General features: G+C 46.6%; 13 protein-coding genes. 1 reads left to right on the top strand and 12 read right to left on the bottom strand.

Translation table 11 applies throughout. From position 1 onward, the window contains the following. Positions 1 to 275: 275 nt before the first annotated feature. From BS614_RS06800 to BS614_RS06775, 6 genes are all read right to left on the bottom strand, one after another. Entirely contained in the window at positions 276 to 1,700 is a 1,425-nt protein-coding gene (locus BS614_RS06800; RefSeq protein WP_074093370.1) for an aldehyde dehydrogenase family protein, read from the bottom strand. A gap of 177 nt (positions 1,701 to 1,877) precedes the next feature. Next, positions 1,878 to 2,300, bottom strand: a complete 423-nt coding sequence (locus BS614_RS06795) for a universal stress protein (protein WP_084174435.1) — start codon at positions 2,298 to 2,300, stop codon at positions 1,878 to 1,880. A 21-nt stretch (positions 2,301 to 2,321) separates the two neighbouring features. Then, positions 2,322 to 3,542, bottom strand: a complete 1,221-nt coding sequence (locus tag BS614_RS06790; RefSeq protein ID WP_074093368.1) for an MFS transporter — start codon at positions 3,540 to 3,542, stop codon at positions 2,322 to 2,324. Between the two features lie 229 nt (positions 3,543 to 3,771). Then, positions 3,772 to 4,224 (bottom strand): helix-turn-helix domain-containing protein, encoded by a 453-nt coding sequence (locus tag BS614_RS06785; protein ID WP_074093367.1) that lies wholly within the window; start codon positions 4,222 to 4,224, stop codon positions 3,772 to 3,774. A 189-nt stretch (positions 4,225 to 4,413) separates the two neighbouring features. Continuing rightward, on the bottom strand, positions 4,414 to 4,770 hold the full coding sequence (locus tag BS614_RS06780) for an SdpI family protein (protein ID WP_167544384.1): 357 nt from the start codon (positions 4,768 to 4,770) through the stop codon (positions 4,414 to 4,416). Positions 4,771 to 4,975: 205 nt separating this feature from the next. Next, entirely contained in the window at positions 4,976 to 7,309 is a 2,334-nt protein-coding gene (locus BS614_RS06775) for a heavy metal translocating P-type ATPase (protein ID WP_074093365.1), read from the bottom strand. 227 nt (positions 7,310 to 7,536) lie between these two features. Here BS614_RS06775 and BS614_RS06770 point away from each other — a divergent pair, with 227 nt between their 5' ends. Then, the gene (locus BS614_RS06770) at positions 7,537 to 7,908 is read left to right on the top strand and encodes an ArsR/SmtB family transcription factor (protein WP_036614212.1); all 372 of its coding nucleotides are present in this window, start codon (positions 7,537 to 7,539) and stop codon (positions 7,906 to 7,908) included. A gap of 150 nt (positions 7,909 to 8,058) precedes the next feature. Here the strand turns inward: BS614_RS06770 and BS614_RS06765 are convergent, their stop codons facing one another. The 6 genes from BS614_RS06765 to BS614_RS06740 all read right to left on the bottom strand — a co-directional run bounded on the left by BS614_RS06765 (position 8,059) and on the right by BS614_RS06740 (position 13,187). Further along, positions 8,059 to 9,219, bottom strand: a complete 1,161-nt coding sequence (locus tag BS614_RS06765) for an AI-2E family transporter (RefSeq protein ID WP_036614215.1) — start codon at positions 9,217 to 9,219, stop codon at positions 8,059 to 8,061. A gap of 317 nt (positions 9,220 to 9,536) precedes the next feature. Then, on the bottom strand, positions 9,537 to 10,571 hold the full coding sequence (locus BS614_RS06760; RefSeq protein WP_157116038.1) for an LLM class flavin-dependent oxidoreductase: 1,035 nt from the start codon (positions 10,569 to 10,571) through the stop codon (positions 9,537 to 9,539). A gap of 159 nt (positions 10,572 to 10,730) precedes the next feature. Then, entirely contained in the window at positions 10,731 to 11,042 is a 312-nt protein-coding gene (locus BS614_RS06755) for an ArsR/SmtB family transcription factor (RefSeq protein WP_036668255.1), read from the bottom strand. Between the two features lie 114 nt (positions 11,043 to 11,156). Next, positions 11,157 to 11,738 (bottom strand): NAD(P)H-dependent oxidoreductase, encoded by a 582-nt coding sequence (locus BS614_RS06750; protein ID WP_074093364.1) that lies wholly within the window; start codon positions 11,736 to 11,738, stop codon positions 11,157 to 11,159. A gap of 166 nt (positions 11,739 to 11,904) precedes the next feature. After that, entirely contained in the window at positions 11,905 to 12,327 is a 423-nt protein-coding gene (locus tag BS614_RS06745; RefSeq protein WP_074093363.1) for a MarR family winged helix-turn-helix transcriptional regulator, read from the bottom strand. 182 nt (positions 12,328 to 12,509) lie between these two features. After that, entirely contained in the window at positions 12,510 to 13,187 is a 678-nt protein-coding gene (locus BS614_RS06740) for an NAD(P)H-dependent oxidoreductase (RefSeq protein WP_074093362.1), read from the bottom strand. Positions 13,188 to 13,393 lie beyond the last annotated feature (206 nt).

The following is a 13,393-nucleotide window of genomic DNA, read 5'->3' as shown; positions in this document are numbered from 1 at the left end:
CACTGGCCACTCGATGACAGAATAACCTTCCGATCACTGTTATCCCCAGATTTTTTTGAATCCCTTTTTAAAGGGAAAAATCCGGTGATAAAGGCGAACACTTCGTTTCTTCAGGTTATTTCTGTCCTCTCCTTTATCAGTGTAAATATTTAGTTGAACTTATATAATTTCTATGATCTCCTATAAAAAAAATCCTGTGCCATTATCGTGGCACAGGATCATATGATTATGTTTTCATTGGCATACGGAATATAGAGCACAGGAAACGAAAAGAATCACCCTTTGTTAAACATGACAAACTTCAATTCCGTCATTTCCTCTACAGCATATTTTACACCTTCACGCCCAATCCCACTTTGTTTCACCCCACCATAGGGCATGTGATCCACTCGGAATGTGGGAATATCATTAATCATAACTCCACCTGCTTCGATCTGATCGACAGCATGGAGGGCGGTATGAATATCGTTTGTAAATACCCCTGCCTGAAGCCCGTATATCGAATCGTTAACATGTTCAATACCCTCTTCAACGGAATCTACCGTATTGATCACAACGATGGGTGCAAACACTTCCTGACAGGATACCTTGGCATCACGCGGAACGTTAATCAGTACCGTTGGACGCAGAACGCCTCCTTCAGCTTGACCGCCTGCTGCCACTTCAGCCCCGGCCTGTTTGGCTTCTTCAATCCAGTCGAGTGTACGCTGTACATCCTTGGAGGTAATCAGCGCAGAGACCACCGTATCCGGGCTCAGCGGGTCTCCGACCACCACTTGTTTAGCCGCTTCAGCGAAACGCCGGATGAATTCTTCCGAGATGTCACGATGTACGTAGATTCGCTGTAGCGAGATACATACCTGTCCCTGATACGTGAAAGCTCCGGTCACACATCGAGGAACCACTTTGTCCAGATCTGCGTCCTTATCCACGATCACCGCTGCATTCGATCCAAGCTCCAGTGTCACGCGTTTCAGTCCTGCTTTGCTACGAATGCTCGTCCCTACCGCTGGACTGCCTGTAAACGTAATATGAGCAACATGGGGGTGCTCCACAAGCACATCACCAATCGTTTTGCCATCACCGCTCACCACATTCAGTGCACCATCCGGCAATCCGGCTTCCTGAAGCAGATTAGCAATGTAATAGGAAGACAGAGGCGTCTGCTCCGCAGGTTTGAGAACAATCGTATTGCCCGCTGCCAGCGCTGGACCTACCTTGTGGGCTACCAGATTCATTGGAAAATTAAACGGCGTTATGGCTCCAATGACGCCTAGAGGTTGCCGCATCGTATAACCGATACGCCCTTCCCCACCTTTGGCTGCATCCATCGGAACCGTCTCTCCGGTCAGTCGCTTGGCTTCTTCAGCGGCAAAACGATACGTTTCCACCGTCCGGTCAACCTCGGCCAGTGCTGCGGTAATTGGCTTCGCCGCTTCAAGCGCAATGATTCGCGCTGCTTCTTCCTTGCGTTCTTCAAGCATGGAGGACAACTTGTACAGAATATCTGCACGCTGATGTGCAGGCATCTGGCGCATTGCCTTCCCAGCTTGAACCGCAGCTGCAACAGCAGCCTCCGCTTCCTCGGCTGAAGCCGAAGAGACCTCTGCCAGCATTTCCCCGGAGTATGGTGCTTGAAGTGCTTTATAATCTACGGATTCGGTCGGTTTGCCACCGATAAACAGATGTTGTTTTTTCATATGCTGCATCCTCCATCCAATAATTACTTCAAGAATATGGCGGTATATTACCTTATCTATTTATACACTATTTCCGTTCCATCAACCCACTACGGTGTTCGGCAATCATAGCTTGTAACGTACCTGATGAGCCATTGTGGCGATCTTGAGCTGTTGCATTATAAAGGATTTCACAACCTATTTAACCGTCAGGACGGGGCACTCTGCATGTTTTAACACGCCATGGCTGACACTGCCCACGATCATCTCTGCGAGCATGCCTTTCCCGCCGGTACCCATCACGATCATTCCACAATCTCGTTCTCGCGCTACACGGCTGATCTCATTAACGGGATCACCTGCAATCAGCAGTGTTTCATACGCAACGTCCCGTCCAGACAGCTGTCTGGTCACTGGTTCTATAATATGTTGCCCTTCTTCGGCAATCCGAGCTTCCAGATCAACACCCAATGCAGGTTCATTAATGGAGATGGCAGGATTAACATGCACGATCAACAGACTTGCGGGTTGTTTCATATTCTCAGCCAGAATCAGTGCTTGCTCCAAAGCTTTATGCGCATGATCCGAACCATCAACAGCAACCAATATATGTTTCAGCATTGCAATTCCTCCTCCAGTGAATTAATGAGATGTAATGGCGGAATCAATATCCCGCAGATGATGACGGCGTACCAGCAGTACCACGACACCAACCAGAACCATTAATGCGCCAAAATAAAACGGCGTTTCCGGCAGGAACCACTCGGACAATTTACCTGCAAGCCATGGAGCAAGTGCACCACCCAGGAAACGAACGAAGCTGTATGCGGCAGAAGCAACAGAGCGTTCCACAGGTGCAGCTTCCATAACAGCCGTTGTAATCAATGTGTTGTTAATCCCAAGGAAAATCCCCGCTACAATAACTGCCACAATAACGGTAGTTGGCGAACCCATCACCGTACCTACTGCCATAACAACCAGATCAATCGCGAACAATGTAAGCATGACACTCATGGACGGAACTGATCCGAATCGGCGTTGCAATCTTGGTGCGACGAATACCGACGTAATCGCCAGCATCAGCCCCCAGCCAAAGAATACATAACCCAACCCGTGCTCATCCAGATTCATGACATATGGTGAATAAGCCATCAAGGTAAAGAAACCAAAGTTATACAGGAAGGCGGTAATCGCCAATGTTTTCAATGAAGGATAACTTAATGCTTTGAATGGATCGGACAAAGAACTGCGTGTTTTCGGTTTAGCCATTTTGGGCAGCATAAATGTAATGCTGATAAAGGCAATCGCCATCAGGACAGCTACGCCATAGAACGGGCCACGCCAAGAGATGGAACCTAGCTCACCACCAAGCAGCGGACCAACCGCAATCCCGAGACCAAGTGCTGCTTCGTACAAAATAATTGCCTTGGCTGTCCCTGACGTGGACAGTCCAACAATGGCAGATAACGCCGTTGCAATGAACAAGGCATTCCCAAGTCCCCAACCGCCACGGTAACCAACCAGTGCACCTACCGTGTCTGAGGTACCGCCGAGGAAAGAGAAGACAATAATCAACAATATACCGCTGAGCAGCGTCCACTTCACACCAATCCGGCTGGATACGACACCTGTAATCAGCATCGCTACCCCGGTTACAGCGTTATAACTGGTAAATAGCAGTGACACCTGGCTTTTCGAAGCATGCAGCTGATCTGCAATCGCGGGCAGGATCGGGTCAACCAGACCCAGACCCATAAAGGATATGATACATGCAAAGGCAACCGCCCATACCGCTCGCGGCTGGGATAACAGGCCCCCACGTGATGACGGCAATTCATCCGGTAATGATGGCTCTCTTTTCATACGTAATTCCTCCTGTGAATAATTTATGTGGTTAAGCTTTATATTTGAAAACGACCGTGAAAATAATGAAAAAATTCTATACATTTTCAGAATTAGAGGTAACAAAACGGCACAAATGACACCGAAACATCCGGTGTTTGTACAGGATCGCCACAGGTACTATGGTGCTCACTCCATGTAGCGATATGTGTATACAGTTTTGTTTATTAAATATTAGATGCCAATTCGGTTAGCCGTCTTCATCACTCTTCGGATCATGTGCCTGTAACTTCTGAATACCGCTCCGAACGCGTTCACGCAGCTCTTCCAGTTCAGTCTGTACGGCATGTATGCTCTGAAGTTTCTGCTCAATCAGTTGCAACTGACCATCCAGCGTTGTTTCCATCGCGGTAAGCTTCTCGATCCGTTCTCTTACTTCGGTCGTCTGCTGGTAGTCAAAACGTTGTTCGTTCAAGGCATCTGCCGTTGCCACATAGGTATGTAACTCCTGAAGGGAGAATCCAAGTACCTCTTTGGCGCGAACCACCTTCTTCAGATAATCGATATCCTCCCGAGTGTACAACCGCGTCCCACCATCTGTCCGCTGAGGTGAAGGCATGACACCGATCTCTTCATAATACCGAATGGTTCGCTTGGTCAAACCACATTCCTTGGCTACGTCGTCGATTTTATATAAACTCATTTCCCTCACCCCTCCCATATGTCTATAATTTTATGTACATAATTATATATAATATTAACGTTAACGTCAACGTTAGATTTTATATATGAAGTCTTAGCAAGTTGAACATCCTCTACAAATTTCTTTTCAACAAAAAAAGACCCGCTTCACACGCAGGTCTTCCTCTGTACACTATTCACTAATCTTACCTTAAGCGTTCTGCTCATTCTGTTGCTGTTGTGCACGCTGCATTTGCTTCAACCGGCCTTCAACTCTGGTAAACAATCTGAACGTATAAAATCCTGTAGCAACCAGACTCAGAACCAAAGCTCGTACATCTGTAAGCCAGAAACCGATAATGCCGAATATCGTGATAATCACACCAAATTGCATCATCAGATTGGCGCTATAACTTTGCGCTTCGTCCCATAACTCGGGATTACTCATTGCACGCGGGGTCCGATAACCATATATTCCGTTAATCATTTTCGGTGGTTTTTTGAACACCATGAACCCCAGAATGAAATAACACACCCCAATGATGATCCCTACTACTGCTCCTGTCAAAACGTTCTCCCCTTCACTGTTGTCTTCCATAGAGCTGCTTACACTGGCACTCCGATGACAGAATAACCTGCCGATGTAGCTTCACCTCTTCAGGTTATCTCTGCCCTCTCCGTTCTCGTGTAAATGTCTGGCTAGACTTATCTACATAAAAATATAAAAACGGCTCTACGTATATACGAAGAGCCGCCTGGATCGTTTCGTAAACTTAGATATTCTTCACTCGAAGTACACGCATGGCGTTCAGTACAGCCAGCACTGTGACACCGACATCCGAGAATACCGCTTCCCACATGGTAGCTATGCCGAACACACCGAGTAACAGGAAGATCGCTTTAACCCCCAGAGCAAACGCGATATTTTGCCACACAATCATTCGTGTACGCTTAGCAATGCGGATTGCACTCGCTAGTTTCGACGGTTCATCTGTCATGATGACCACATCTGCCGCTTCAATCGCGGCATCTGAACCAAGTCCACCCATGGCCACACCCACATCGGCGCGTGCCAGCACAGGTGTATCGTTGATACCGTCACCGACAAACACCATTTTCTCCTTCGGAGATTTGGTAGCTTCCAGTTGCTCCAGACGTTCGACTTTGTCCTGTGGCAGCAATTCAGCATAGACCTCATCCACACCCAGCTCACGTCCTACCGCTTCACCTACGGCTTTGGCATCACCTGTCAGCATGACCGTTTTGCGAATGCCGAGTTTCTTCAGCGCCTGAATGGCCGCGGCTGCGTCATCCTTCACTTCATCGGCAATGATCAGATGACCAACATACGTGCCAGCTTCAGCCACGTGGACTATCGTTCCAGCCGTCTCTGGTGTGGTATAGGATATACCCGCCTGCTTCATTAATTTGGCGTTGCCTGCCAGCACTTCCCGACCATCGACGCTCACCTTAATCCCATGTCCGGCAACTTCGTCATAACCTTCAACACCTTGCGTGGGAATGGCTTTGGCCCAAGCTGTGCGAATGGATTCAGCAATCGGATGATTGGAATTGGCTTCGGCAATGGCTGCAAGCTCCATCAGTTCTTCTTCCGTGCGTCCACCTTCGGGATGAATGGCTGTTACTTTGAATACACCTTTGGTTAGTGTACCCGTTTTATCAAAAACAACGACTTTCACATCGTTCAACGCTTCAAGGTAGTTACTGCCTTTAACGAGAATCCCGTTACGTGAAGCTGCTCCGATACCACCAAAGAATCCAAGTGGAATAGAAACGACCAGCGCACAAGGACATGAGATAACCAGGAAGACCAAGGCACGATAGATCCAATCGGCAAATGTTGCACCACTAAGTATCAACGGCGGAACAAATGCAATCAAGGCTGCAAGGATAACAACAACCGGTGTGTAATAACGGGCAAATTTACTAATAAAATGTTCTGTTTTCGCTTTTCGGCTGCTCGCGTTCTGCACCAGGTCCAAAATTTTGGATACCGTTGATTCACCAAACGTTTTGGTCACTTCAATCGTCAATATACCATTTTTGTTCACAAATCCACTCAGTACATCACTTCCGGGCTCCAGCTCACGAGGTACCGATTCACCTGTCAGAGCAGAAGTGTCCACCATGGAACGCCCAGCTCTAACGATACCATCCAGCGGTACTCTCTCTCCTGCTTTCACGACAATACGATCACCAATCCGTACGTCTTCTGGAGATACACGTCGGGTCTCGTCACCCGAACCCGTCAGGATATTCGCGTAGTCCGGGCGAATGTCCATCAGTGACTGAATCGACTTGCGTGACCGATTAACCGCCATGCCCTGAAACAGCTCCCCGAGCTGATAAAAGAGCATGACCGCTACCCCTTCGGGATACTCTCCAATAGCAAAGGCACCCAAGGTAGCGACAGACATCAGGAAGTATTCATCGAACACCTGACCACGGATGATGTTTTTGGACGCCTGGAGCACGATATCTCCCCCGGCAATCAGATATGCGAGCGCATAGAGAGTAAACTGTGCCCAGCCCTCCAGCGGCGACCAGATTGCAGCTGCGAGCAACACAGATCCTGCAGCAAGACGAGAAAGCAACACTTTTGTCTGTCCTGCGCCATGTTCATGCGAGTGGCCTGCATGGGCATCATCATGGGTATGGTTGTGATCATGCCCAGCATGACCCCCGTGCTCATGGGTATGATCATGTTGATGTTGATCATGAGTATGCGAATGTTTGCCATGTGAATGTGAATGTCCATGATCATGTCCAGTATGGTCATGACTGTGGTTATGCGCACCACCTGCACTCCCTGTATGGGTGTGCACATGTCCGTTCACGTGTTTTCCTTTTTCCGAAATGCGAATATGAGGCTCCAGCCGAAGCACTTTGCGCTTTGCTTCTTCCACTACCTGTTCATCCATGTCGGAAGTGGTGTGTAGCGATAATGTTTTGGTAACAAAATTGACAGAGCATTCGTTAATGCCCTTAATTTTTTTGACGCCATTCTCAATCTTTAATGCGCAGTTCGCACAATCCAGTCCATCAAGCAGCAGTTCCCTTCTCACCTGTTCCTGTCCGGTTCCCATGTGAATTCTCCCCTTTGCAGTACAAAACCGATGTTATATTTCAATTGTATTCAATATATGAGCACTCATTCATATGTTTGGTTACCCCTATTATATGCACGCCTAAACATGAGTGTCAACAATCGTTGTTGATTTTTCATACAGATTATGCTAATAGTAATCATTTCGCTTTAGGCGGGTTTTGGATATAATAGAGCTATAGTTGTTAAAATAGGCGGTGATAGGAAATGGAACAACCGGTTAAAGCACCAAGCGAATGTGATGCAGCCTGCTCAGGTACTGAAGCCGACGTGCAGACGATTCGCACTTCACTCATAGATCGGGAGACCTCTTCCGAGATGGCAGATTGGTTCAAGGCATTCAGCGACCCCACACGTCTACGTATTATTGATGCGCTGTTACAGAAGGAATTATGTGTTCATGACCTGACGGTTCTGCTCGACATGGGACAGTCGGCCATTTCACACCAGCTGCGTTCACTCCGCAACATGCGGATCGTCAAGCGGCGCAAGGAAGGCAAGACCGTGTACTACTCTCTGGATGATGCTCATATTGAGCAGATTTTCCTGCAAACGCTCCAACATATTAAACACAGCTAGGCAGCAGCCAAGCTTGTTCATGAAGAAGAACCCCCGCCTCTCGGCTATTTGCCGATGGACGGGGGTTCTTCTTGGTAAGGGTACCGTTTTATACAGGATACAAAGTGACTAAATCTTCTGATTAACTATCTCTTGGAGATTGCCACTCGGTTATAAAAGATTGTTCTTGTTCGGGTCGTACAGGCCCGATCTGTCCTTGAACCAGTTGAAGATATGTGATACACATACTTTGAGCACCGCGTATCCTGGAACAGCGAGCAGAATGCCCACGACTCCAAACAGATTACCCGAAGTCAGAATGACAAAGATAATCGTGATAGGATGGATTTTCAGCGTTTTACCCATGATCTGTGGTGAGATGAATTTACCTTCAATTAACTGTACGATCGTCCATACGGCAACCATTTTCAGCAGCATCACCGGAGAAGTGACGAGTGCCACGATCAATGCTGGTGTAATCGCAATTGCAGGTCCCAGATACGGAACAACACTTGTGAACGATGCGATAATGGCAAGAATCAATGCATAATCCAGACCAATGACCATATAACCGATGTAGAGCAGAATACCGATGCAGAAGCTGACGATAATCTGTCCACGAATGAATGAACTGATCTGGTGATTGATATCTTCCAGCACATGCATTGCGCCCGTACGGCTCTTGATCGGCAGGAAAGACAGAATTTTCGCTGGCAGCTTCTTGCCGTCTTTTAGCAGATAGAACAGAATGAACGGAACCGTTACGATGGACAGCACGGTCTCCGTGAAAGCTCCGAGGAATCCGCCCAATTTGGTCCAGGTCGAGTTCAGAATTTCAGTAGCCTTTTGGGAGATTGTTCCCCACCAGTCCTGCGAATTCAGATTCACCGTTTCCTGGAACTGACCGAACAATTTACTGCCCGTAAGCTCCTCAAACTGCTGTTTTACCGTCTCACTGTACGTTGGGAAATTTTCAATCAGCCCCACAATCTGGTTACGCACAACCGGAATGACCGCCAATACTACGACTGTCAGAATGCCTCCAATCGCAAGATACAGGATCAGAATGGACCAGCCGCGCTTGATTTTCCACCTTTCCATCACATCCACAATCGGATTCAGCAGATAATAGAGTATGCCTGACAGAATAATAGGTAACACAATGGTTTTGATGAGTACTGCGAGCGGATGAAGAACAAAGGATACTTTGGTCAGAACCATCACGTTCAGTCCCACCAACAGCAAAATTAGCAGAAATAGCACAAACTTGTTGTTAAGAAAAAATCGCTTGAACCGCTCCGGCCAAACGCGGGGTTGCTCAGGTTGCTCCATAGGCGTGTCGTCCTCTCTTATGACCCTTAATCAAAACTAAACTATTAAGCTAGATAAATGCCCCTTGCATCTGAAAAAAATAAAATACCTTGTACAAGCCAACATATGTATAACACTCTGGATTTATACGTATGGTGCTGATTAACCGTTTCAAATTAAACCGGTAAAGTCATTTTACCCCAAAATGAGTCTTCTGCCCCACACGAATCATTTGCAAATTCTCCCTATTCAAAAACAGCTCGCCTCACTGGGAGACGAACCGTAAATTTATAGCTATACCCTGCCATTAAGCCAGCTTTTACGCTGAAAATTTAAGATTAGGCTTTTCCCGCCAATTGTGCGATTAACTCATAGGAATGCAGACGTGCCTTATGATCATAGATCATCGACGTAATAATCAGCTCATCTGCCTGCGTCTGCCGAATGAAGGATTCCAACTGCCCACGTACGGTTTCTGGTGAACCATTAACAGCTGCCTTCAACGTCTGCTCAACACCAGCTTTCTCACGATCCGTCCATTTGCCTTCCATCTCTGCCGGAGGCTGTACCAATCCCGTTGTGCCGCGAATAATGTTCAGGAACTGCTGTTGCATCGTTGTACCCAGCCATGCTGCTTCCTCGTCTGTATCCGCAACAACAGCGTTGACACCAACAATCACATGTGGCTCCTTCAAGCTTTCAGATGGTTGGAAGTTGTTTCGATACGTCTCTAGTGCAATCCGGGTGTAATCGGGCGAGAAGTGGCTGGCAAAAGCAAACGGCAATCCCAGCTGACCTGCCAGACGTGCACTGAAATCACTGGACCCCAAGAGGTAAATTGGAATATTCAATCCTTCTCCAGGAACTGCGCGAACAGGTGCATGATAAGATGTCGCCGAAGCATCAAAGTATGCTCTAAGTTCTGCCAAAAGCTCAGGGAAATCTTCCCCACTGTTCAGATCTTTGCGTAGCGCAAGCGATGTACGGCGGTCACTACCTGGTGCGCGACCCAGTCCCAGATCAATTCTGCCAGGATACAAGGATTCCAGTGTGCCGAACTGCTCAGCGATGACAAGCGGTGCATGGTTAGGCAACATGATGCCTCCTGAACCCAGACGAATCGTTTTGGTACCACCAGCCAGATATCCAATAACGACCGAAGTTGCGGATGAAGCAATACCCGGCATGTTGTGATGTTCAGCTACCCAGTAACGGTGATATCCCCAACGCTCAGCATGCTGTGCCAGATCCAGGCTGTTGCGCAAAGCATCAGCAGGTGTTGCACCCACTACAACAGGAGCCAGATCCAGGATGGAAAGCTTAACGTCATTGATGTGTTCTTTATGGGATGAAGCCATATTTTCTGTAGTCATTATCGTTTAATCTCCTCGATGATTATATTTTTGTATATCCAGATATATAGATTAATTAAATCACAACTGGATATGGTGATGTGTTCATAAACTAGCCGTTTACATCCGGACGGAATCCCTGCCTGCATATGCATCCTAGCTTCCGTTCCGGCATCCGGCTTATAACTCGTTCTGTACGTATTCGGCAAACTGACGTATCGTCTCTTCGTTGCGCCGATAATACGTCCATTGTCCTCTTCGTTCGGAGAGCAGCAACCCTGCCTTGAGCATAGTCAGCAGATAACTGGAGATAACCGACTGAGCCAGTCCAGCCTTCACTTGAATCGTGCCAACACAGATTCCGTTCTTGCCACCATCCGGATGCTGAGATAGTTCCAGCGGTGGGAAGTGTTGCTCCGGGTTTTTGAGCCACAACAAGATTTGTCTACGTGTCTCGTTCGATAATGCTTTGAATATAAGTATAGGTTCCATGGGTACGATTATACCCCCTTTCATCCATTTTGCAAACACATGAACAAACAAACCGACTCATGATCGAGTCGGTCTGGAATCATATGGAATTCCTATAGGGTACCAACATCTATATTAGAATTTGGTTGTAACCGTTTGTTTAACCTGATCCAACATGGCTTGATATGCGGGTGCATCCAGGTATCCAATACTTCCAAAGAGCAGATGATCTACGGCTTCAATGCCTACAAAATCGAAGATACCTACGTCTGAAGTTATTTTCAATCCAGCAGTCATGCCAATCTGATCATAAATTTCACTTGGTGTACCATGTGTGTTGATGATGAGTCCTTTTTTGCCTGTCAGCAATTTCTCGATTCCCGCTTCACCTGCTGCATATGCAAAACCATAGGCGAATACACGGTCAACATATCCTTTCATAATGGCAGGAAGACCTGTCCACCAGATCGGATAGATGAATGTGATAACTTCTGCATCCGTAACAAACTGTTGCTCTGTAGCGATATCCTGGGGTGTCTGTCCTGCACGCATGGAAGCTGTGTCAGCTTCGGTCAGTACGGGTTGGAATCCAAGTTTGTACAAGTCACGAACAACCACTTCATGGCCTTGAGCTTCGAGAGCTTCTACAGCAGTATTGAGGATTGCGTTATTCAAGCTGTCTGTGCGCGGGTGAGCATATACGATAAGATGTTTCATAGTGTGAATCCCTCCAGGTTTGGTTTGAGTTAGGTTGGGAAAATGAGGTTACATTGATACGCTTCCACATACATAGATATCTATGTATGTGGGTAAAAAATATTTGGGCTCCTCTGCCTCCATCCCAGTCAAATCTGGAAGGGTTGCAGACAGAAGAGTTCATTCATTATAACTTTCGGACAATAATGGATAACAAGCTCTCCAATTGCTCCGACTGTTCATCGGACAAGCCACTATAGATGATGTCATTAATCTGCTCTGATACCTGATGAAAGATCGGTTCGAGTCGCTTCCCCTGTTCGGTTAGGCGAATCATCGTCACTCGGCTATCTTCGGCACTCTTGCTACGTTCAACATAGCCAAGCTTCTCTAGCTTGTTGACCAGTACCGTTACCGTTGGTTGCGTGCGTTGAATACGTTCAGCCAACATCTTGATCGACAACGTCTCTTCCCGGTACAAGAACATTAATACATCTCCATGAGAAGGTACAATCCCTGTTACCTCATGCTGTTCCAATTCGTGTACAATCCGTTTATTGACATGGTCTCTGATTCTTGCAATCAGTGCAATTGCGTTATATTTAGGCATGACCCCATTATACATAGATATCTATGTATTTTCAAGTTCTTTTTTATAAAAAAGAAAAACAGCCCTTTCCATCCTGCTAACATGTGGAAAATATCGGGCTGTTTCGATTCTACTTTAAGCCTGATCTATAATGTTAGATCTTAGCTAATCGTTTTTGAATTCATGTTGGATTCATGCTGAATTCAGTTAATCCATTGCGTGATTTTCTCAACGGATTGTCGGGACTTCTCACGCTGGGGCTCCTCTGCCCGATAACCGAAGGCTACCATCATAGAGACGCCCCATGCGCCATTTTCCAGCAAGCCCTCTTCTTCCATAATACGGTGGACGCCCTCGCGGCTGAAACCTTCGATTGGACAAGAATCAATCTCGATCTGAGCTGCCGCCGTCATCATGTTGCCGAGTGCAATATAAGTTTGTTTAGATGCCCAGTCGAATAATGATCGTGGATTATCCAGAATCTTCTGGTTATTTTGAAACTTTCCATAAGCCTCACTTGTTAGCTCAAATACGTTATCTGGCATTCCCTTTGTTTCCTTCAGCATGTACTCCGCATAGGGAGAATTATAACTGGCGTCGGACCGGGCCAAAATAACAACAAAATGGCTTGCTGTAGCCAATTGCTTTTGAGCGCCGGAAGAGACTTCGGACAGACGCTTACGCAGGTTTGGATTTTGTACAATCAGAAACTTCCACGGTTCAAGACCAATGGAACTTGGAGATAATCTGCCTGTTTCCAATATAAATTGGAAATCCTCATCCGAGATTTTGCGGGTATCATCAAATATCTTTGTTGCATGCCGGAAATGATATGCCTTTAAGATGTCTTCCTTTGTCTTAGACTTTGCTGTAACTTCCATGGAGCTCCACGTCCTTTTTATATATTTTTTATGTTGAACAATAATGTTAAAGTGGTTTCATCTCAAGTAGTATTTTAGGTCCTATGTGTATAAATTAAAAGTACGCACATTATTGTTTCTTGGTTTATAAAAGTAAGTATTGGATGAAAGACAGCAATAATCCACTGGGCACTTACATGGCCCAGTGGATTATCTATAACTCTTTT

The organism is Paenibacillus xylanexedens (assembly GCF_001908275.1).
Lineage (GTDB): Bacteria > Bacillota > Bacilli > Paenibacillales > Paenibacillaceae > Paenibacillus > Paenibacillus xylanexedens_A.
This window is presented reverse-complemented; position numbering and strand designations above follow the sequence as displayed.